This window comes from Streptomyces sp. NPDC029138, assembly GCF_055564375.1.
In genome coordinates this window covers 62930-83155 of the sequence record NZ_JBVHWM010000019.1, presented here as the reverse complement: position 1 = coordinate 83155, position 20226 = coordinate 62930, and the positions used below count along the sequence as shown (strand labels likewise).

Genomic DNA, 20226 nt, shown 5'->3' with positions numbered 1-20226 from the left:
TGTCCATCCTTGGGCATGCAGTCAAGCAACGATCGTCCAGGCGGAGTCGGGGACGGTCCCGAGAGATCGGCCGGGAACCAGGAAGGCGACGGCGCGTCCTTTCGCGACGTGACGTACGACGACCCTTGGTACGACGCGTTGGCCTCGGGCTGGGGCGAGCTGGACGGTGCGGGCATGCGGGCGCCGGCCGTGCCGCCCGCGCGCGCTGAGCCCGGCACGGCGGCGGCGCGTGCTCGCGACGTGTATGTCGAGGTGCAGCGGAGCGAGGCGTTCCAAGAGGTGCGCCGCAGGTACCGGCGGTTCGTGGTGCCGGGGGTCGTGGCCTTCCTGGTCTGGTACGTGGGGTACGTGGTCGCCGCGACGACCGCGCCGGGACTCATGGCCCGGCCCGTGGTGGGGGCGGTGAACGTGGGGATGTTCGCGGGGCTCGGGCAGTTCCTCACGACGTTCCTGCTCACCTGGGCCTACGCCCGGCACGCGCGGCTGCGCCGGGACAGGACCGCGCTGGAGTTGCGCTGGGACACGCAGGAACTGGCCCGCGGAGCGCGGGGAGGGACCCCGTGACCGGTGACCATCAGACTCTGGCGCTGCTGCTGTTCAGCGGGTTCGTGGCGGTCACCCTCGGGATCACGACGTGGGTCAGCCGCAGGCGGCACGGTTCGGCGGAGGAGTTCTACGCGGGCGGGCGGCTGTTCTCCCCGATGGAGAATGGTTTTGCCATCGCGGGCGACTACATGTCGGCGGCCTCCTTCCTCGGGATCAGCGGGCTCATCGCGCTGTACGGGTACGACGGGCTGCTGTACGGGGTGGGTTTTCTCGTGGCGTGGCTGGTCGTGCTGTTCCTGGTGGCCGAACTGGTGCGCAACTGCGGGCGGTTCACGCTGGCGGACGTGGTGGCCGCGCGGATGCGCGAGCGGCCGGTGCGGATCGCCACGGGAACGTCCTCGGTCACGGTGTCCGTTCTGTATCTGGTGGCGCAGATGGTCGGCGCGGGCAGCCTGGTGGCACTGCTGCTGGGGCGGACGAGCGGCGCGGCCCAGGCCTGGACGGTCATCGGTGTCGGCGCGCTCATGGTGATCTATGTGTCGTTGGGAGGGATGCGGGCCACCACCTGGATCCAGATCGTGAAGGCGGTCCTCCTGCTGAGCGGGACGGTCGTGCTGACCGTGCTGGTCCTGCTGCGCTTCCACGGCGATGTCGACCGGCTGCTGCTCACGGCGGCGGAGCGCAGCGGTCATGGGAAGGCGTTCCTGGCGCCGGGGCTGAAGTACGGCGGGGACTGGAACGCCCGGTTCGACTTCATCAGCCTGGGGCTCGCACTGGTGCTGGGCACGGCCGGCCTGCCGCACATCCTGTCCCGCTTCTACACCGTGCCGACCGCGCGGGCCGCCCGCCGTTCCGTGGTGTGGTCGATCGGTCTGATCGGCAGCTTCTACCTGATGACGATCGTCCTCGGCTTCGGGGCGGCGGCGGTGGTGGGGCCGCCGGCCGTGCGCGGATCCAACGCGGCCGGGAACACGGCGGTGCCCCTGCTCGCCCTCGACCTGGGCGGCGGAGCGGGCTCGACCGGGGGCACCGTGCTGTTCGCGGTGGTCGCCGCCGTGGCTTTCGCCACGATCCTCGCGGTGGTCGCGGGCATCACGCTCGCCTCCTCCGCCTCGGTGGCCCACGATCTGTACGCGTCACTGCGCCGACGGCACGGCAAGCCCCGCAGCGAGGTCGCCGTGGCCCGGTGCGCGGCGGTCGGTATCGGCGTCGTGGCGATCGGGCTCGGCCTGCTGGCCCGCGATCTCAATGTCGCCTTCCTCGTCGGCCTCGCCTTCGCGGTCGCCGCGTCGGCGAACCTGCCGGTCCTGCTCTACTCGCTGTTCTGGCGCGGCTTCACGACGCGGGGCGCGGTGTGGGCGGTGTACGGCGGGCTGGTCCCGGCGATCGGGCTCGTGCTGTTGTCCCCGGTGGTGTCCGGCAGCCCGGGCTCGCTGTTCCCCGGCGTCGACTTCCAGTACTTCCCGCTGGAGAACCCGGGCATCGTCTCCATCCCGCTCGGCTTCCTCGCCGGCTGGCTGGGCACCGTCACCTCGGACGAGGTCCCGGACGAGGCCAAGTACGCCGAGACGGAGGTGCGTTCGCTGACCGGGGCCGGAGCCGTGTAGCCGGACGCGAGCCTCGCTACGGCGCCACCCATGCGTACCGGTGTTCCGGGCGGCCGGTGTCTCCGTACTTCAGGGAGAGGCGGAGACGGCCCGCCTGTTCGAGGTGGCGGAGGTAGCGCTGGGCGGTGGAGCGGCTCAGTCCGGTCCGGGCGGCCACCTCATGGGCCGAGAGCGGATGGTCGGCGCCGTGCAGGACACCGCAGATGAGGTCGGTCGTGGGCTCCGAGTGACCGGTCGGCAGGCCGGGCGCGGAAGGGGCGGGGGCGGTGCGGAGGGCGCCGAAGATCCGGTCGACCTGTTCCTGGCCCGTCAGGCCCCGGCCGCCCACCCGGTCGACCGTGCGGCGCAGGGCGGCGTAGGAGTCCAGGCGGGTGCGCAGCGCGGCGAAGGTGAACGGCTTGACCAGGTAGTGCAGGGCGCCCAGGCGCATCGCCTGCTGGACGGTCGTCACATCGCTGGCCGCCGTGATCATGATGACGTCGGTGCCGTGGCCCTGCTCCCGCATGCGGTGCACGAGTTCCAGGCCGGTCTGGTCCGGCAGGTAGTGGTCGAGCAGGACCAGGTCGATGGAGCCGCGCTCCACGGCGGCCAGGGCCTGGGCGGCGCTGTGCGCACGGGCGGCCACCCGGAAGCCGGGAACCTTTCCCACGTACTTGGCGTTGATCTCAGCGACACGGAAGTCGTCGTCGACCACCAGGACGTCAATCATCAGGCCTCTCCTTACAAGGCCGGCGAGCGTTCAGCCCGTGTTCGGCTCCGCAGTTGTAGCGCGAGCAAAACGAGCACAACAGGTTCTTGCGAGCAAAAGAACGGCTTGTGCTCACAAGACTCCTACTGTGGCCGGGGCCACACCTACCGTCCCGGCCCATGAGCGCACACACCAGCCCCGCCATCGAGCTGCGGGGCGCGAGCAAGACCTTCAGAACCCCGTCCGGGGGACTGCACACGGCCGTGCGCGGTCTGGACCTCACCGTGGAGCGCGGCGAGTTCGTGGCCGTCGTAGGACCGACCGGATGCGGCAAGTCCACCACGCTGACCCTGGTCAGCGGCCTGGAGGAGCCCACCGACGGCGAGGTGCTGGTGGCCGGCGAGCCGGTCGACGGGGTCGGTGACAAGGTCGGCTTCGTCTTCCAGCAGGACGCCACCTTCCCCTGGCGGACGGTGCTGTCGAACGTCATGGCGGGCCCGCGCTTCCGGGGCGTACCCAAGGCGGAGGCCAAGCAGAGGGCCCGCGACTGGCTGGCCCGCGTGGGGCTCACCGCCTTCGAGGACCGCTATCCGCACCAGCTCTCCGGCGGCCAGCGCAAGCGGGTCGCCCTGGCGGCCACCTTCGTCAACGACCCCGAGATCCTGCTGATGGACGAGCCGTTCTCGGCGCTCGACGTGCAGACCCGGGCGCTGATGTCGGACGAGCTGCTGGAGCTGTGGGAGGGCACCGGCGCCTCCGTCGTCTTCGTCACCCACGACCTGGAGGAGTCCATCGCGCTGGCCGACAAGGTCGTCGTGATGACCGCCGGACCCGCGACCGTGAAGCAGGTCTTCGACATCGACCTGCCCCGCCCGCGCAAGGTCGAGTCGGTCCGGCTGGAGCCGCGGTTCATCGAGATCTACCGCGAGATCTGGGAGTCCCTCGGCGAAGAGGTCCGCATCACCCGCGAGAGGGGTGCCGCCCATGTCGCCTGAGGTCCTCAGCACTCCGGTCGTGGACACCGTCAAGACGCCCGATCGCGCGCAGACCCGCGCCCAGGCCGCACGCCGGCGCAAGCTCCTCGTCAACGCCGTGCGCGTGGTGCTCCTGGTGGCCGTCCTCGGACTGTGGGAGGTGCTGTCCCGCGCCAAGGTCATCGACCCGTTCAACTTCTCGATGCCCTCGAAGATCTGGGACCAGATCTGGACCTGGGTGACCCACGGGACAGCACTCGGCTCCCTGGGCGAGCAGATCTGGTACACGCTGTACGAGGCCCTGCTCGGCTGGGTCATCGGTGTGGTCGCCGGTGTGCTGCTCGGTATCGCGCTCGGGCGGATCAGATTGCTCGCCGAGGTTCTTGGTCCATACATCAAGGTGCTCAACTCGATTCCCCGGATCGTGCTGGCGCCCATCTTCCTGATCTGGTTCGGTCTCGGGCCGTCCTCCAAGGTGGCCTCCGCCGTCGTGCTCGTCTTCTTCCCGGTGTTCTTCAACGCCTTCCAGGGCGCCCGGGAAGTGGACCGCAACCTCGTGGCCAACGCCCGCATCCTGGGCGCGAGCGACCGCAGGGTGACCCTCCAGGTGGTCATCCCGTCGGCCACCTCCTGGATCTTCACCAGCCTGCACGTCAGCTTCGGCTTCGCGCTCATCGGCGCCATCGTCGGCGAGTACATCGGCGCCACCAAGGGCATCGGCCTGCTCGTCTCGCAGTCGCAGAACACCTTCAACGCGGCCGGCGTGTACGCCGCGATGGTCATCCTCGCCGTCGTCGCCCTCGTCGCCGAGGGGCTGCTGACCTTCGTCGAGCACCGCGTCTTCCGCTGGAAGCCCACCGGTTCCGACAGCTGACCGGTCCCCTCGTCACCCCCCGCGCCCCTTCCCGCACCGCCCTCTCACAAGGACGTGAACCCGCATGCGCAAGACCGCCAGATACGCCTCCCTGGCCGCCGCCGGACTGCTCGCCCTCTCCTCGCTCACCGCCTGCGCCAACGACGCGGCAAGCTCCACGGCCGACACCGGCAGCGGTGGGGGCGGCGGAAAGGGCGAGAGCGTCAAGATCATGGTCGGTGGCCTGGACAAGGTCATCTACCTGCCCGCGATGCTCACCCAGCGCCTCGGCTACTTCCAGGCGGAGGGGCTGAACGTCCAGCTCCTCAGCGAGCCCGCCGGGGTCCAGGCCGAGACCGCGCTCGTCTCCGGCCAGGTGCAGGGAGCGGTCGGGTTCTACGACCACACCCTCGACCTCCAGGTGAAGGGCAAGTCGGTGGAGTCGGTCGTGCAGTTCTCGCACGCGCCCGGCGAGGTCGAGGTCGTCTCCGACAAGGCCGCCGGCGACCTCACCTCGCCCAAGGACTTCAAGGGCCGCAAGCTGGGCGTGACCGGGCTCGGTTCCTCGACCGACTTCCTCACCAAGTACCTCGCGGTCAAGAACGGAGTGAAGATCAGTGACTTCACGCCGGTCGCGGTAGGGGCCGGGCCCACGTTCATCGCGGCGCTCCAGAAGGGCGCGATCGACGGCGGCATGACCACCGACCCGACCGTCGCGACGCTCCTGGACAAGAAGGCCGGGAAGATCCTCATCGACATGCGCACCCCCGAGGGGTCGCAGGAAGCGCTGGGCGGGCCGTACCCCTCGTCAAGTCTGTACATGCAGACGGACTGGGTGAACGGACACAAGGAGACCGTCCAGAAGTTGGTCAACGCATTCGTCAAGACGCTCAAGTGGATGTCCACGCACAGCGCCGACGAGATCGCCGCCAAGATGCCCGCCGACTACTCCCAGGGCAACAAGGCGCTGTACGCGCAGGCCATCAAGAGCACCCTGCCGATGTTCACCGACGACGGCGTGATGCCCCAGGACGGTCCCGAGACCGTCGAGAAGGTCCTCAAGGCGTTCAACCCCAACATCAAGAACGCGAAGGTCGACTTGAGCAAGACCTACACGACGGAGTTCGTCAAGGCGGTCAAGTGAACCGTTGCGCCGGTCCACGTGTGTCCGTCCACACGTGACGCGCTCAGGCGCGGGTCGCCCACACGTAACGGTGTTCCGGGCGGCCCGCGTCGCCGTACTTGAGGGTCAACCGGGCCCGGCCCGTGCGCTCCAGGAGCTTCAGATACCGCTGGGCGGTCTGCCGGCTCACCCCGGTCCGCTCGGCGATCTCCTGAGCGGACAGGGGGCGTTCGGCGTTCAGCAGCGCCTGGCGCACCAGCTCGGCCGTCGTGGGGGAGTGCCCCTTGGGCAGCCCGGGCTCCGACGGGGCGGACAGGGCGCCGAAGATGCGGTCCACCTCCGCCTGCTCGGCTTCGCCGCCACCGTCCAGGGTGCGCCGCAGCTCGGCGTACGCCTCCAGCTTCGCCCGCAGACCGGCGAAGGCGAACGGCTTCACCAGGTACTGCAACGCGCCCTGCCGCATGGCCGCCTGCACGGTCGACACGTCCCGCGCGGCCGTCACCATGATCACGTCGGTCTGGTGGCCGCGCCGGCGCATCTCCTGGACCACCGCGAGACCCGTGTCGTCGGGCAGGTAGTGGTCCATCAGGACGAGATCCAGCTCGGGCAGCGCCTCCACCTGACGCAGCGCCTCGGCCGCGTTGTGCGCCTCGCCGGCCACATGGAAGCCGGGCACCTTCTCCACGTAGGCGGCGTTGACCCGGGCGACGCGGGTGTCGTCGTCGACGACCAGGACCTCGATCATCGGGCTTCCTCCTCGGCGACGGCAGCGGTCTCAAGAGACCCTTCGGGCACGGCCGGTTCGAGTTCCGGCTCGGTCAGTGCCTCGGGCAGGACCACGGTGAACTCCGCGCCACCGCCGGCCGCCGCGCCCACGGCCGCGCTCCCGCCCTGCCGCTCAGCGAGCCGGCGCACCAGCGACAGACCGATGCCCCGCTTGCCGTGCGCGGGCGGCTTCTTGGTGGACCATCCCTCCGTGAAGATCAGCTCCCGCTGGTCCTCGGGGATGCCGGGGCCCGTGTCGCGCACCCGCAGGACGACCGTACGGCCCTCCGTGCGCAACTCGACCTCCACGCGCGCGTGCGGTGTGCCCGCGACCGCGTCGAGAGCGTTGTCCACGAGGTTGCCCACGACCGTGACCAGGCCCCGGGGGTCGATCAGCCGGTCCGGGAGCCGGGTGTGCTCCGACACCCACAGGGCGACCCCGCGCTCGGCCGCCACGGTCGCCTTGCCGACCAGCAGTGCGGCCAGCAGCGGGTCCTGGATCTTCTCCGTGACCTGCTCGGCGGTGGCCCGGTGGTCCCCGACCACCTCGCCGACGAACTCCACGGCGTCGTCGTACATCTCCAGCTCCAGCAGCCCCAGCAGGGTGTGCATGCGGTTGGCGTGTTCGTGGTCCTGGGCGCGCAGGGCGTCGATCAGCCCGCGCGTGGAGTCGAGTTCGCGTCCCAGCTGCTCCAGTTCGGTGCGGTCGCGCAGGGTCGCCACCGCGCCGCCGTCGTCGGTGGGCATGCGGTTGGCGACCAGCACGCGATGGCCGCGCACGGTGAGCAGATCGGTGCCGGTCACCCGGCCGGCCAGCACGTCCGTCGTACGGCCCGCGCCGAGCGCCTCGTCCGGGGTCCGTCCGGCGGCCTCGTCGCCGATGCCCAGCAGCCGCCGCGCCTCGTCGTTCAGCAGGCGGATACGGCCGCCCCGGTCGAGGGCGACCACGCCCTCCCGGATGCCGTGCAGCATCGCCTCGCGCTCCGCGAGCAACGCCGAGATGTCGGAGAAGGCCAGGTCCCGGGTCTGCCGCTGGACCCGGCGCGAGATCAGCCAGGCGGCCAGGGCGCCCACCGCGAGCGCACCGCCGGCGTACGCGAACAGGCCCGGGATCGCGCTGATCAGCCGCGCCCGCACACTGTCGTAGGCGATGCCGACCGAGACCGCGCCGACGATGCGGTGGTCGGCGTCGTACAGCGGCACCTTGCCGCGCGCCGAGCGCCCCAGGGTACCCCTGTCGATCTCCATGACCTCCTTGCCGGCCAGGGCGTCGCTGGGGTCGGTGGAGACGCGCCGGCCGACCTCCGAGGCCGTGGGGTGTGACCAGCGCACCCAGTTCCGGTCCAGCACCACGATGTACTCGGCGTGCGTGGCCCGCCGGATCCGCTCGGCCTCCTTCTGCACCGGGCCGTTCCTGGTCGGCGGGGTGGTGAGGACGCCGTCGGCGATCTCCGGGTCCTGAGCGGTGGTCTCGGCGATGGCCAGCGCGCGGCGCATCGCCTCCTGGTCCAACTGCTTGCTCAGCGGCGCGAGGAAGAGCCCGGTCGCGAGCACCGCGACTCCCGCGGCGATCGCCACCTGCATCAGCAGCACCTGGGAGAACATCCGCCGCGGCAGGCCGAGGCGGAGCCGACGGGCGGGGGGAGTGGGGCTCATACCCATGACGGTACGTGGGGCGACCGGACGCACCCCAGCGGGTGTGGTGTGGATCTCTTGATCCACCTGTTGATCAGGGGTGGACGGCCCTCGTGCCCATGACGGCCCTCGTGCCCATGACGGCCCTCGTGCCCATGACGGCCCTCGTGCCCATGGTGGTGCCCCGGCCCATGGCGGCACCCGCGCCTGACGGCCCCCCGCCCTCGGCTAGCTCGCCAGTGCCGTCGGTCTCAGCTCGCGCACCTCGACCACGTCCATCCGCGCGGGCGCGCCGAGCAGCGCCGCGCCACAGCTCTCCGGGCGGGGCGGCAGCGACGCGCCCTGCGCCACGGTGACCCGCCACCGGCGGCCGTCGGCGTGCCGGACGGTGACCTCCCAGCCCGGAGCCGCCTCGTCGGTCCGTACGACACTGAGCACGCCCGCCCGGTACTCGCCCGCGGCGGACCGGACGGCCAGCTCCGCCGCCTGGCCGGGCCGTTCCCACGCGGAGCACCCCCGGCACCCCTCCACGACCACACGTCCCTCCTGGACGCCGTGCAGGGCCTCCTTGACGGTGTGCGCCTCGGCGCGGCCGTAGGCGTAGCCGTACGGCAGGACCAGCACCGTGGGCGCGAACCGATGTCCACCCAGATGGGTGACCTCCCAGACGCCGCGCACCCCCGAGGCGACCAGCTCCGTGGCGAGCGGGCGGCCCAGGAGGGCACAGCAGCGGTCGCGCTTGCCGTTGGTGCACACGAGCGCCAGCGGATCACCCCGGTGCGGCCGTCCGCCGAGCGCCGCGCCGAAGGAACGGTGGTCGCCTTCTCCGAGGGCCGCGAAGTCCAGGTCGAGCAGCCGCCGCGGATCGCGCGTGGTGGCGCCGTGCAGCCACACGCGCCCCGGAACGGTGTGGGCGGCGTACACCTGCCGGATCGGGGGCGTACCGGGGTCGGCGTGGCGCCCGGGGCGCCTGATGAGCGCGATCCGCACGCCGGTTCCGTCGGCGGCGGCCTCCAGCGCCCGGCCCAGCGCGGGGTCCAGGTGACTGGATGTGAGCGCCTTGGCGCCCCACGGGCCGGGCTGTTCCAGCAGCAGCCACGTCGTCGCCGTGGCCGCCGTACCGGAAACCGGCTCGTCAAGGCTCCGGGAGACGGTCGCACACCTACTCACAGAGGTGAGCCTAACCTGACTTTCCCCGGGGCGACTTCCGGCCCGGCCGTGTCCTACTCCGGGAGGGGCTGCGGCGGGCGCGGACCGACGTAGTGGCCGCTGGGGCGCATGCGCAGCGGGCGCTCGCCGTACTCCTCCAGGGCATGGGCGATCCAGCCGGCGGTCCGCGCGACGGCGAAGATCGTCTCGCCGGCCGTGGCCGGCATGCCGCTGGACGCGGTGAACACCGCCAGGGCCAGGTCCACGTTGGCGTGCAGCGGGGTGTGCCGGGCGGTCGTGGCGACGATGTCACGGGCCGCGAGCAGCGCGGACTCCGCGCGCGGGACCTGCTCCAGGAGGTCGAACAGCACGCGCGCGCGGGGGTCCTCGCCCGCGTACAACCGGTGGCCGAGACCGGGCACGCGGCGGCCCGCGCGCAGCTCGTCGGCGATCACCGGGACCGCCGTGCCCTGGTCGAGCACGTCCAGGAGCATCCGGTGGGCCAGGCCGCTGGCGGCGCCGTGCAGCGGGCCCTCCAGCACGCCGAGCCCGGCCGAGACGGCCGCGTACGCGTGCGCCCGGGCGGAGGCGGCGACCCGCACCGCCAGCGTGGACGCGGCCAGGTCGTGGTCGGCGAGCAGCGCCAGCGCGGTGTCCAGGACGCGCAGGGACGCCTCGTCGGCCGGGTGGCCGGTCAGCCGGCCCCACAGGCGCTGCGCCAGCTGCCCGCCGTCCTTGTGGCCGGGCCGGGCCGGCGGGAGCGCGGCGACGAGGGTCGGGATGAGGATGCGCGCGGTGTTCAGCACGGCGTCCTCGGACAGGTCGAAGCGCAGCGGGTCCTCGGCCGCCGCGGCGATCGCGGCCACCCGCAACCGGTCGACCGGGGAGGCGTGTTCGGACAGGGCGTCCACCGCGCGGCGGGCGACCTCGACGGTGGCCTCGGGTGCGGAGAGAGTCACCCCAGGGGTCAGCCGGCCGGTCCAGAGCCACTCCGCGACCTCCTCGTAGGAGTGGCGGGTGGCCAGTTCGACGGCGTCCACGCCCCGGTAGAAGTACCGGTCCTGTTCGATCAGCGTGATCCGGGTGCGTACGGACAGGTCCCCGCCGGAGCCCGGACTCCCGGCCGCCTCACGCCGGTTGCGGCGGGCGAGGGCCTCCACCTCCTTGGCCTCGAAGGTGCTGGAGCGGCCGCCGGGTTCGCGTCTGCTGCTGAGCAGGCCACGGCTCACGTACGCGTAGACCGTCTCGGGCTTCACGCCGAGCAGTTCGGCGGTCTCCTTGGTGCTCAGCCGGCGCCCGGGACGGTGGGGAGCGGTGTCGTGATCGCGCATGGGGGTCACCGTAGTCGCCTCTGGACATATTGATGGCGATGTATTGATTGGATCGATGTTGACAAGAAAACAGTCAAGCATGGACAGTCGCATCAAGTTCCGGTCAAGCCCAGCGAGGAAAACCATGGCCATCGACATCACCGCCACCCCGCTCATCGACGCCCCGCGCGGTCTCGCCGGCGTCGTCGTCACCGAGACCGAGATCGGTGACGTCCGGGGTCGGGAGGGCTTCTACCACTACCGCCAGTACTCGGCCGTCGACCTCGCCAGCACCCGGAGCTTCGAGGACGTCTGGCATCTCCTGGTCCACGGCACCCTTCCGGACGCCCGGCGCGGTGCCGCGTTCGCCGCCGAGACCGCCGCGCTGCGGCGCCTGCCCGAGGAGATCCGCGCGGCCCTGCCCGCCATCGCCGCGGCCGGCCGGGGCTCCGGGCCGCTGGCCGGACTGCGCACGGCGCTGTCCCTGCTCGGCGCCGCGCAGGGCTTCCGGCCGGTGTACGACATCGACGCCGACCGGCGGCGCGCCGACACCGTGGCCGCCTGCGCGGCCGTACCCACCCTGCTCACCGCGCTGTACCGGCTCGGCCGGGGGCTTGACCCGGTCGAGCCGCGCGAGGACCTGTCGTACGCGGCCAACTACCTGTACATGTTGACGGGTTCGGAACCGGATCCGCGCCGGGCCCGTGCGGTCGAGCAATACCTGATCTCAACCATTGATCATGGATTCAATGCGTCAACCTTCACCGCACGCGTCATCGCCTCCACGGGCGCCGATGTGGCGGCCTGCCTGACCGGTGCCGTCGGCGCCCTGTCCGGGCCGCTGCACGGAGGCGCGCCCAGCCGGGCCCTGGACACCCTGGACGCGATCGGCACGCCCGACCGGATCGACGCCTGGATCCGCGAGCGGGTGCTCGCCGGTGACCGGATCATGGGCTTCGGGCACGCCGTCTACCGCACGGAAGACCCCCGGTCCCGGATGCTGCGCGAGATCGCCCTCGGCTTCGGCGGCCCGCGGGTCCACTTCGCGGTGGAGGTCGAGCGCCGCGTGGAGGCCATCCTCGCCGAGCTGAAGCCCGGCCGAGAACTCCACACGAACGTCGAGTTCTACGCCGGTGTGGTCATGGAACTCTGCGGTCTGCCCCGGGAGATGTTCACCCCCACCTTCGCGGCGGCACGGGTCGTGGGCTGGAGCGCCAACATCCTGGAACAGGCCGCCGACTCGAAGATCATCCGCCCCGTGGCGCGGTACGTGGGCCCGGAGCCGAAGGTGGCGGTGCCCGCCGCCGAGTGAGCGCGCCGAGGGCCGTATCCCCGCGCCGACCACCGTATCGCCACAGCGCCCGCTGTATCCCGGCGCCGACCGCCGTACCACCGCGCCGCCCGCTGTATCCCCGCCCCGACCGCCGCACCCCTTCGGGTTCCGTCCCGCTCGTATCCTTGACGCTCGGTCCATGCCCGTCCGCGTGCCGGGCCGCGAGCCGGTGCGCGCTGGTACGTCAGAGAGGTCGCCCGTTGGGGAAGAGCTTGGGGAACAGCTTGGGAAACAGCGGTAGCCCGCAGCAGATCCCGGTCGTCGTGCTCGCCGGTTTCCTCGGCTCCGGGAAGACCACGCTCCTCAACCATCTGCTGCACCGCAGCGGAGGCAGCCGGATCGGGGCCATCGTCAACGACTTCGGGGCCATCGAGATCGACGCGATGGCCGTCGCCGGCGCCCTGGGCGACGCGACCGTCTCGCTCGGCAACGGCTGCCTGTGCTGTGCCGTCGACGCGAGCGAACTCGACCTCTACCTGGACCGGCTCGCCGCGCCCGGCACAGGGATCGACGTGATCGTCATCGAGGCCAGCGGACTGGCGGAGCCCCAGGAACTCGTGCGCATGGTGCTCGCCAGCGAGCATCCGGGGATCGTCTACGGCGGCCTCGTCGAGGTCGTGGACGCCGCCGAGTTCGACGACACCCGGGCCAAGCACCCCGAGATCGACCGGCACCTGGCCCTCGCCGACCTGGTCGTCGTCAACAAGCTGGACCGCACGGACGACGCCGAGCGGATCGTGGGACTCGTCCGCTCGCTCACCGACCGCGCAGCCGTCGTCCCCGCCACCTACGGCCGGATCGACCCCGAGTTCCTCTTCGACTGCCGGCCGAGCGAGGAGCGGATCGGGCAGTTGTCCTTCGACGACCTGGACGACCACGACGCCGACGACCACGCCGGGCATCTGCACACCGGCTACGACAGCCTGTCCTTCACCGCCGACGTGCCCCTGGAGCCGCGTCGGCTCATGCGGTTCCTGGACAGCCGGCCCGAGGGGCTGTACCGGATCAAGGGATACGTCGACTTCGGGCCGTACGACCCGCTCAATCGCTACGCCGTGCACGCCGTCGGCCGGTTCCTGCGTTTCTACCCGGAGCCCTGGGGGCCCGGCGAGGACCGCGTCACCCAGCTCGTGCTGATCGGCGCGGGCATCGATGCGGACACCCTCGGCAAAGAACTGGAGGCGTGCGGGAACGACGCCCCACACGCCGACGAACACGGCATGTGGGGCGTCCTGCGCTACGTACGGCGCCCGGACGAAGCGGAAGCCGACGTGGAGGACCCGCCCGCCTAGAGACCGCGGAGCCTGCCCGGAGCCCGCTCAGCGCCGTGCGCGGAGCGGGCCCAGGCCTCCGAGAGAGCCCCGTAGAGCCCGCCCGGGCCCCGCCTACAGCACCGGCCCCGCCTACAGCACCGGCCCCGCCTACAGCACCGGTCCCGCCTACAGCACCGGCCCCGCCTACAGCACCGGTCCCGCCACCACCGACACCGTCTTCGGCAGCGACGTGCCCGAGCCGTCCCGGCGCGGGTCCGGCTCCGGCAGGTCCGCCGGGGTGCCGTTCTTCTGCGCCGCGCGCGCGGGCACCGGGCCCGCCCAGGCCAGCGACAGGCAGTCCTCGCCCTTCAGGAACCGCTGGCAGCGCACGCCGCCCGTGGCCCGGCCCTTGCGCGGGTACTGGTCGAACGGGGTGAGCTTGGCCGTCGTCTGCACCGAGTCGTCCAGCGTGCCGCGCGAGCCCGCCACCGTGAACACCACCGCGTCGACGGCCGGGTCGACCGCCGTGAAGGAGATCACCTTCGCGCCCTCGGTGAGCTTGATGCCCGCCATGCCGCCGGCCGGGCGCCCCTGCGGGCGGACGATGGAGGCCTGGAAGCGCAGCAACTGCGCGTCGTCCGTGATGAACACCAGGTCCTCCTCGCCGGTGCGCAGTTCGACCGCGCCGACGATCCGGTCGCCCTCCTTGAGCGTGATGACCTCCAACTCCTCCTTGTTGGTCGGATAGTCGGGCACCACGCGCTTGACGACTCCCTGCTCGGTGCCGAGCGCGAGACCCGGGGACGACTCGTCCAGCGTGGTCAGGCAGACCACCGTCTCGTCGTCCTCCAGGGAGACGAACTCCGCCAGCGGGGCCCCTCCGGAGAGGTTCGGCACGGTCGCCGACTCGGGCAGCTGCGGCAGGTCGACCACGTTGATCCGCAGCAGCCGGCCCGCCGAGGTCACCGCGCCGATCACCCCGCGCGCGGTCGCCGGCACCGCCGAGACGATCACGTCGTGCTTGACGCGCTTGGCGCCCGCGGCCTCCGGGAACGGCTCGTCGGTCGCCGTACGGGCCAGCAGGCCCGTCGAGGACAGCAGCACCCGGCACGGGTCGTCGGCCACCTGAAGCGGGACGGTGGCCGCCTGGGCGCCCGCGGACTCCAGCAGCACCGTGCGCCGGTCGGTGCCGAACTTCTTCGCCACGGCGGCCAGTTCGGCCGAGACCAGCTTGCGCAGCTCCGTGTCCGACTCCAGGATGCGGGTCAGCTCCTCGATCTCCGCGGTGAGCTTGTCCTTCTCCGCCTCCAGCTCGATCCGGTCGTACTTGGTGAGCCGGCGCAGCGGCGTGTCGAGGATGTACTGCGTCTGCACCTCGCTCAGCGAGTAGCGCTCGATCAGGCGCTCCTTGGCCTGCGCGGAGTTCTCGCTGGACCGGATGATCCGGATGACCTCGTCGATGTCGACCAGCGCGGTCAGCAGGCCCTCGACGAGGTGCAGCCGGTCGCGCTTCTTGCCGCGGCGGAACTCGCTGCGGCGCCGGACCACCTCGAAACGGTGGTCCAGATAGACCTCCAGCAGCTCCTTCAGGCCCAGGGTGAGCGGCTGGCCGTCGACCAGGGCGACGTTGTTGATGCCGAAGGACTCCTCCATCGGGGTCAGCTTGTACAGCTGCTCCAGGATCGCCTCCGGCACGAAGCCGTTCTTGATCTCGATGACCAGGCGCAGGCCGTGCTCGCGGTCGGTGAGGTCCTTGACGTCGGCGATGCCCTGGACCTTCTTCGCGTTGACCAGGTCCTTGATCTTCGCGATGACCTTCTCGGGGCCGACCGTGAACGGCAGCTCGGTGACCACCAGGCCCTTGCGGCGGGCGGTGACGGGCTCGACCGAGACCGTCGCGCGCATCTTGAAGGTGCCGCGACCGGTCGCGTACGCGTCCCGGATGCCGTCCAGGCCGACGATCCGGCCGCCGGTGGGCAGGTCCGGGCCCGGGACGTGCTTCATCAGCGCGTCCAGGTCCGCGTTCGGGTTCCGGATCAGGTGGCGGGCGGCGGCGATGACCTCGCGCAGGTTGTGCGGCGGCATGTTCGTCGCCATGCCGACCGCGATGCCCGAGGAGCCGTTGACCAGCAGGTTCGGGAAGGCGGCGGGCAGCGCCACCGGCTCCTGCTCCTGGCCGTCGTAGTTCGGCGCGAAGTCGACCGTGTCCTCGTCGATCGACTCGGTCATCAGGCCGGTCGCCTCGGCCATCCGGCACTCGGTGTACCGCATGGCGGCCGGCGGGTCGTCGTTGCCCAGCGAGCCGAAGTTGCCGTGGCCGTCGACCAGCGGCACGCGCATGGAGAAGGGCTGCGCCATGCGCACCAGGGCGTCGTAGATCGACGCGTCGCCGTGCGGGTGCAGCTTGCCCATGACCTCGCCGACGACACGCGCGCACTTCACATAGCCGCGCTCGGGGCGCAGGCCCATCTCGTTCATCTGGTACACGATCCGGCGGTGCACCGGCTTGAGGCCGTCACGGGCGTCCGGCAGGGCGCGCGAGTAGATGACCGAGTACGCGTACTCCAGGTAGGAGCCACGCATCTCGTCCACGACGTCGATGTCGAGGATCCTCTCCTCGAACGAATCGTCGGGCGGCGGGGTCTTCGTGCTGCGGCGGGCCATCGCTGCCGGCTCCTTGCTGAAAGGATGGACGGAACTGACGCCGACCATTGTGGACCGAGGTACTGACAACCCGTGCCACGACCCGGTTCCGGAGGACCTGCGGGGAGCCGGGCCGGGTCCTGGGCGGGGCACGGAATCCGCTGTGGGCGTACGTCCCGCGGGAACTTCGCCGAGGCCCCGCACGCTTTGCATACAGTGGCAGGAACGGCAGGAAAACCGCGGTTTCCATCAACCGCCTCCGCTCGCGAAGGGACGTACATGCCCATGGGTCACACGACCACAGCCGAGGCAGGCTCCGGGGGCCTGACAGCGACCGAGCACCGCCTGGCCAACGGTCTGCGCGTGGTGCTCTCCGAGGACCACCTGACCCCGGTGGCGGCGGTCTGCCTCTGGTACGACGTCGGCTCGCGCCACGAAGTCAAGGGGCGTACCGGCCTGGCTCACCTTTTCGAGCACCTGATGTTCCAGGGCTCCGCGCAGGTCAAGGGCAACGGCCACTTCGAGCTGGTGCAGGGCGCCGGCGGCTCGCTGAACGGCACCACCAGCTTCGAGCGGACCAACTACTTCGAGACCATGCCCGCCCACCAGCTGGAGCTGGCGCTCTGGCTGGAGGCCGACCGCATGGGCTCGCTGCTGGCCGCTCTGGACGACGAGTCCATGGAGAACCAGCGGGACGTCGTCAAGAACGAGCGCCGCCAGCGCTACGACAACGTGCCGTACGGCACCGCCTTCGAGAAGCTGACCGGGCTCTCCTACCCCGAGGGCCACCCCTACCATCACACGCCGATCGGCTCGATGGCGGACCTGGACGCGGCCACCCTGGAGGACGCCCGCCAGTTCTTCCGCACCTACTACGCGCCGAACAACGCGGTGCTCTCCGTGGTCGGCGACATCGATCCCCAGCAGACCCTCGCCTGGATCGAGAAGTACTTCGGCTCCATCGCGTCCCACGACGGCAAGCCCGCCCCCCGTGACGGCACCCTGCCGGACGTCATCGGCGAGCAGCTGCGCGAGGTCGTCGTGGAGGAGGTCCCGGCGCGTGCCCTGATGGCCGCCTACCGGCTCCCGCACGACGGCACGCGCGCGTGCGACGCGGCCGACCTCGCCCTGACCATCCTGGGCGGCGGCGAGTCCTCCCGCCTGTACAACCGGCTGGTGCGCCGGGACCGTACGGCCGTCACGGCCGGCTTCGGCCTGCTGCGCCTGGCCGGGGCGCCCTCCATGGGCTGGCTGGACGTGAAGACCTCCGGTGACGTCGAGGTGCCGGTCATCGAGACCGCCATCGACGAGGAGCTGGCCCGGTTCGCCGCGGAGGGCCCCACGCCCGAGGAGATGGAGCGCGCCCAGGCGCAGCTGGAGCGCGAGTGGCTGGACCGGCTCGGCACGGTCGCCGGCCGCGCCGACGAACTGTGCCGGTACGCGGTCCTGTTCGGCGACCCGCAGCTCGCCCTGACCGCCGTCAAGCGCGTCCTGGAGGTGACCCCGGAGGAGGTCCGGGAGGTCGCCAAGGCCCGCCTGCGGCCCGACAACCGCGCGGTCCTCGTCTACGAGCCGAAGTCCCCGGAGGCCGCCCCGGACGCCGAGATCCCCGAGGACCCGGAGCAGGAAGCGACCGTAGAGGCGGGCCGCGACGAGACCGAGAACGAGGAGACGGCCAAGTGACCCAGCTCGCCACCATGGACTTCCACCCCCAGCCGCAGCCCGGCGAGGCCAGGCCCTGGGCGTTCCCGGCGCCCGAGCGCACCGCGCTCGACAACGGCCTGACCGTGCTGCGCTGCCACCGCCCGGGCCAGCAGGTCGTCGCCGTCGAGGTGCTGCTGGACGCGCCGCTGGACGCCGAGCCGGCCGGCCTGGACGGCGTCGCCACGATCATGGCGCGGGCCTTCTCCGAGGGCACCGACAAGCACTCCGCCGAGGAGTTCGCCGCCGAGCTGGAGCGCGCGGGCGCCACCCTGGACGCGCACGCCGACCACCCCGGCGTCCGGCTCAGCCTGGAGGTCCCGGCCTCCCGCCTGGCCAAGGGCCTCGGCCTGCTCTCCGACGCCCTGCGCGCGCCCGCCTTCGCCGCGAGCGAGGTCGAGCGGCTGGTCCGCAACCGCCTGGACGAGATCCCGCACGAGCTGGCCAACCCCTCCCGCCGGGCCGCCAAGGAACTCTCCAAGGAGCTGTTCCCGGCGACCGCGCGCATGTCCCGCCCGCGCCAGGGCACCGAGGAGACGGTCGAGAAGATCGACGAGGCGGCCGTACGCGCCTTCTACGACCGTCATGTGCGGCCCGCCACGGCCACCATGGTCGTCGTCGGCGACCTGACCGGCGCCGACCTGGACGCGCTGCTGGGCGACACCCTGGGCGCGTGGACCGGCACCCCGGGCGAGCCCCGGCCGGTGCCGCCGGTGACCGCCGACGACACCGGGCGCGTGGTCATCGTGGACCGGCCCGGCGCGGTCCAGACGCAGCTGCTCATCGGCCGGATCGGTCCGGACCGGCACGACCGGGTGTGGCCCGCCCAGGTGCTCGGCACGTACTGCCTCGGCGGCACCCTCACCTCCCGCCTGGACCGCGTGCTGCGCGAGGAGAAGGGCTACACCTACGGCGTGCGCGCCTTCGGGCAGGTCCTGCGGTCCGCGCCGGACGGCACGGGCGCGGCGATGCTCGCCATCAGCGGCTCCGTGGACACCCCGAACACCGGCCCGGCGCTGGACGACCTGTGGAAGGTGCTGCGCACCGTCGCGGCGGACGGCCTGACCGACGCCGAGCGTGACGTCGCCGTGCAGAACCTCGTCGGTGTGGCGCCGCTGAAGTACGAGACCGCGGCGGCCGTCGCGAGCACGCTCGCCGACCAGGTCGAGCAGCACCTGCCCGACGACTTCCAGGCGACGCTGTACCAGCAGCTGGCGGCCACGGGCACGGTGGAGGCCACCGCGGCCGTCGTGAACGCCTTCCCGGTGAACCGCCTGGTGACCGTCCTCGTCGGCGACGCGTCGCAGATCAAGGCGCCGGTGGAGGCGCTGGGCATCGGTGAAGTGACCGTGGTGGCGGCCGAGTAGACGCGACTGCGGTGGCGGCCGGGTGACGGCACGCGCGCGTGGGGCCCTGGCGACCTATGGGTCGTCAGGGCCCCGCTGTTCCACTCCGCCCCCCAGATGCCCGTTTTGAGGCGGAGGTTGCCTGTCTGCCCTGTGGGATGCGCTACAAAAACCGGGACACGTTTGAGGATTGACAGCGCGCCACCGTAGCGTCGTCCGGGCTGTTCGTCAGGCAGTGCGCCGCACCCGCGGCACCGGACAGTCATCGCCGAGTCCCCGTACGGCGCGAGCCAGGGGAGCCGGGGACCCACGTCCCTGGGGTGAATCGGGCGCCCGCGCGGCTGCGAGGGGGCCCGTAGGAGACCTTCCTGCTCCGAACCCGTCAGCTAACCCGGTAGGCGAGAGGGAAGGAAAGGACCAGCCACTTCATGGCGTTCATGTGCGCCACCGGTAAGCACCGCAAGCCCGGCCGGGTGAAGCGGACCACCGTTCAGGCGGCCGGCGTCGCGGCCCTCACCACCACCGGTGTGATCGGCACCCTCGCAGCCTCCCCGGCGCTCGCCGCCGAGAACTCCACGGAGCAGACCGGCCTCACCCCGGTCGTCGCCGTGTCCGAGGACGTCGCCGACGAGATCGACGCTCAGGCCGCCGCGCAGCAGCAGGCCGCCGAGCAGAAGGCTGCCGAGGAGGCCGCGGCGAAGGCGGCGGCCGAGCGGGCCCAGGAGATCCGCGCCGCCAAGGCCCGGGCCGCCCGTGAGGCCGAGCGCAAGCGGCTGAACGCCTTCGTCGCCCCGATCGCGCACTCGTACGTGTCGACCGCCTACCAGGCCAGCAGCTCCCTGTGGTCCTCCGGTTCGCACACCGGCATCGACTTCCACGCGGCCAGCGGCACGGCCGTCCACGCGGTGGGCTCCGGCACGGTCGTCTCCACGGGCTGGGGCGGCGCGTACGGCAACCAGGTCGTGATCCGCATGGCCGACGGCATGTACACCCAGTACGGGCACCTGTCGTCCATCGGAGTCACGGTGGGCCAGAAGGTCGTCCCGGGCCAGCAGATCGGCCTGTCCGGCGCCACCGGCAACGTCACCGGCCCGCACCTCCACTTCGAGGCGCGCACGACCCCCGAGTACGGCTCGGACATCGACCCCGTCGCCTACCTCCGCAAGCACGGCGTGAACGTCTGACACCGACCGCACGGCTGTCCGAGGCCCCGGCTCACCGAGCCGGGGCTTTCGCCGTTTTTCACGGTGTCCGCCGGATCCGCTGTCCAAAAAATAGCCATGGATTAGGGCCCGCCGTC

General features: G+C 71.7%; 16 protein-coding genes and 1 riboswitch. Of the genes, 10 read left to right on the top strand and 6 right to left on the bottom strand.

Annotated features, from left to right (window positions below; genetic code table 11):
• The first annotated feature begins 15 nt into the window (after positions 1–15).
• Together ACZ4WH_RS18005 and ACZ4WH_RS18000 are read left to right on the top strand one after the other, a co-directional pair.
• Positions 16–564 (top strand): DUF485 domain-containing protein, encoded by a 549-nt coding sequence (locus ACZ4WH_RS18005; protein WP_468181430.1) that lies wholly within the window; start codon positions 16–18, stop codon positions 562–564.
• Positions 561–2153: a solute symporter family protein gene (locus ACZ4WH_RS18000; protein ID WP_468181428.1), complete on the top strand. Its 1593-nt coding sequence runs from the start codon at positions 561–563 to the stop codon at positions 2151–2153. The genes ACZ4WH_RS18005 and ACZ4WH_RS18000 overlap by 4 nt, the downstream gene beginning before the upstream one ends.
• A gap of 16 nt (positions 2154–2169) precedes the next feature.
• On the opposite strand, the gene ACZ4WH_RS17995 is transcribed toward ACZ4WH_RS18000, so the two are convergent.
• Entirely contained in the window at positions 2170–2862 is a 693-nt protein-coding gene (locus tag ACZ4WH_RS17995) for a response regulator (protein WP_468181426.1), read from the bottom strand.
• A gap of 158 nt (positions 2863–3020) precedes the next feature.
• Here ACZ4WH_RS17995 and ACZ4WH_RS17990 point away from each other — a divergent pair, with 158 nt between their 5' ends.
• The 3 genes from ACZ4WH_RS17990 to ACZ4WH_RS17980 all read left to right on the top strand — a co-directional run bounded on the left by ACZ4WH_RS17990 (position 3021) and on the right by ACZ4WH_RS17980 (position 5812).
• Complete coding sequence (locus ACZ4WH_RS17990; RefSeq protein ID WP_468181424.1) at positions 3021–3836, top strand: ABC transporter ATP-binding protein; 816 nt, start codon at positions 3021–3023, stop codon at positions 3834–3836.
• Positions 3826–4689, top strand: a complete 864-nt coding sequence (locus ACZ4WH_RS17985) for an ABC transporter permease (protein ID WP_468181422.1) — start codon at positions 3826–3828, stop codon at positions 4687–4689. The genes ACZ4WH_RS17990 and ACZ4WH_RS17985 overlap by 11 nt, the downstream gene beginning before the upstream one ends.
• Positions 4690–4753: 64 nt before the next feature.
• The gene (locus ACZ4WH_RS17980) at positions 4754–5812 is read left to right on the top strand and encodes an ABC transporter substrate-binding protein (RefSeq protein WP_468181420.1); all 1059 of its coding nucleotides are present in this window, start codon (positions 4754–4756) and stop codon (positions 5810–5812) included.
• Positions 5813–5855: 43 nt separating this feature from the next.
• Here the strand turns inward: ACZ4WH_RS17980 and ACZ4WH_RS17975 are convergent, their stop codons facing one another.
• The 4 genes from ACZ4WH_RS17975 to ACZ4WH_RS17960 all read right to left on the bottom strand — a co-directional run bounded on the left by ACZ4WH_RS17975 (position 5856) and on the right by ACZ4WH_RS17960 (position 10671).
• Positions 5856–6536, bottom strand: coding sequence for a response regulator (locus ACZ4WH_RS17975; RefSeq protein ID WP_468181418.1), 681 nt, complete (start codon positions 6534–6536; stop codon positions 5856–5858).
• Positions 6533–8212 (bottom strand): ATP-binding protein, encoded by a 1680-nt coding sequence (locus ACZ4WH_RS17970; protein ID WP_468181416.1) that lies wholly within the window; start codon positions 8210–8212, stop codon positions 6533–6535. The genes ACZ4WH_RS17975 and ACZ4WH_RS17970 overlap by 4 nt, the downstream gene beginning before the upstream one ends.
• Positions 8213–8419: 207 nt before the next feature.
• A complete protein-coding gene (locus ACZ4WH_RS17965; protein ID WP_468181414.1) occupies positions 8420–9361 on the bottom strand; it encodes a sucrase ferredoxin in 942 nt (313 codons plus the stop codon).
• Between the two features lie 53 nt (positions 9362–9414).
• Positions 9415–10671, bottom strand: coding sequence for a citrate synthase (locus ACZ4WH_RS17960; protein ID WP_468181412.1), 1257 nt, complete (start codon positions 10669–10671; stop codon positions 9415–9417).
• Between the two features lie 124 nt (positions 10672–10795).
• Between ACZ4WH_RS17960 and ACZ4WH_RS17955 the strand changes: the two genes are divergently transcribed.
• On the top strand, positions 10796–11962 hold the full coding sequence (locus ACZ4WH_RS17955; protein ID WP_468181410.1) for a citrate synthase/methylcitrate synthase: 1167 nt from the start codon (positions 10796–10798) through the stop codon (positions 11960–11962).
• A 245-nt stretch (positions 11963–12207) separates the two neighbouring features.
• Positions 12208–13275, top strand: a complete 1068-nt coding sequence (locus ACZ4WH_RS17950; RefSeq protein ID WP_468181408.1) for a CobW family GTP-binding protein — start codon at positions 12208–12210, stop codon at positions 13273–13275.
• A 165-nt stretch (positions 13276–13440) separates the two neighbouring features.
• On the opposite strand, the gene ACZ4WH_RS17945 is transcribed toward ACZ4WH_RS17950, so the two are convergent.
• Positions 13441–15900 (bottom strand): DNA gyrase/topoisomerase IV subunit A, encoded by a 2460-nt coding sequence (locus ACZ4WH_RS17945; RefSeq protein WP_468181407.1) that lies wholly within the window; start codon positions 15898–15900, stop codon positions 13441–13443.
• 258 nt (positions 15901–16158) lie between these two features.
• Between ACZ4WH_RS17945 and ACZ4WH_RS17940 the strand changes: the two genes are divergently transcribed.
• The 3 genes from ACZ4WH_RS17940 (at position 16159) to ACZ4WH_RS17930 (ending at position 20110) form a co-directional block, all read left to right on the top strand.
• A complete protein-coding gene (locus tag ACZ4WH_RS17940; RefSeq protein WP_468181405.1) occupies positions 16159–17562 on the top strand; it encodes a M16 family metallopeptidase in 1404 nt (467 codons plus the stop codon).
• On the top strand, positions 17559–18947 hold the full coding sequence (locus ACZ4WH_RS17935; RefSeq protein ID WP_468181403.1) for a M16 family metallopeptidase: 1389 nt from the start codon (positions 17559–17561) through the stop codon (positions 18945–18947). The genes ACZ4WH_RS17940 and ACZ4WH_RS17935 overlap by 4 nt, the downstream gene beginning before the upstream one ends.
• A gap of 235 nt (positions 18948–19182) precedes the next feature.
• Positions 19183–19342: riboswitch (cyclic di-AMP (ydaO/yuaA leader) on the top strand.
• Positions 19343–19354: 12 nt separating this feature from the next.
• Positions 19355–20110, top strand: a complete 756-nt coding sequence (locus ACZ4WH_RS17930; protein ID WP_468181401.1) for a M23 family metallopeptidase — start codon at positions 19355–19357, stop codon at positions 20108–20110.
• Positions 20111–20226: the final 116 nt, after the last annotated feature.

Coding starts and splice junctions, on each gene's coding strand:
- ACZ4WH_RS18005 (WP_468181430.1), top strand. CDS start 16: ATGCAGTCAAGCAACGATCGTCCAGGCGGAGTCGGGGACGGTCCCGAG.
- ACZ4WH_RS17995 (WP_468181426.1), bottom strand. CDS start 2,862: ATGATTGACGTCCTGGTGGTCGACGACGACTTCCGTGTCGCTGAGATC.
- ACZ4WH_RS17990 (WP_468181424.1), top strand. CDS start 3,021: ATGAGCGCACACACCAGCCCCGCCATCGAGCTGCGGGGCGCGAGCAAG.
- ACZ4WH_RS17985 (WP_468181422.1), top strand. CDS start 3,826: ATGTCGCCTGAGGTCCTCAGCACTCCGGTCGTGGACACCGTCAAGACG.
- ACZ4WH_RS17980 (WP_468181420.1), top strand. CDS start 4,754: ATGCGCAAGACCGCCAGATACGCCTCCCTGGCCGCCGCCGGACTGCTC.
- ACZ4WH_RS17975 (WP_468181418.1), bottom strand. CDS start 6,536: ATGATCGAGGTCCTGGTCGTCGACGACGACACCCGCGTCGCCCGGGTC.
- ACZ4WH_RS17970 (WP_468181416.1), bottom strand. CDS start 8,212: ATGAGCCCCACTCCCCCCGCCCGTCGGCTCCGCCTCGGCCTGCCGCGG.
- ACZ4WH_RS17960 (WP_468181412.1), bottom strand. CDS start 10,671: ATGCGCGATCACGACACCGCTCCCCACCGTCCCGGGCGCCGGCTGAGC.
- ACZ4WH_RS17955 (WP_468181410.1), top strand. CDS start 10,796: ATGGCCATCGACATCACCGCCACCCCGCTCATCGACGCCCCGCGCGGT.
- ACZ4WH_RS17945 (WP_468181407.1), bottom strand. CDS start 15,900: ATGGCCCGCCGCAGCACGAAGACCCCGCCGCCCGACGATTCGTTCGAG.
- ACZ4WH_RS17940 (WP_468181405.1), top strand. CDS start 16,159: ATGCCCATGGGTCACACGACCACAGCCGAGGCAGGCTCCGGGGGCCTG.
- ACZ4WH_RS17930 (WP_468181401.1), top strand. CDS start 19,355: ATGGCGTTCATGTGCGCCACCGGTAAGCACCGCAAGCCCGGCCGGGTG.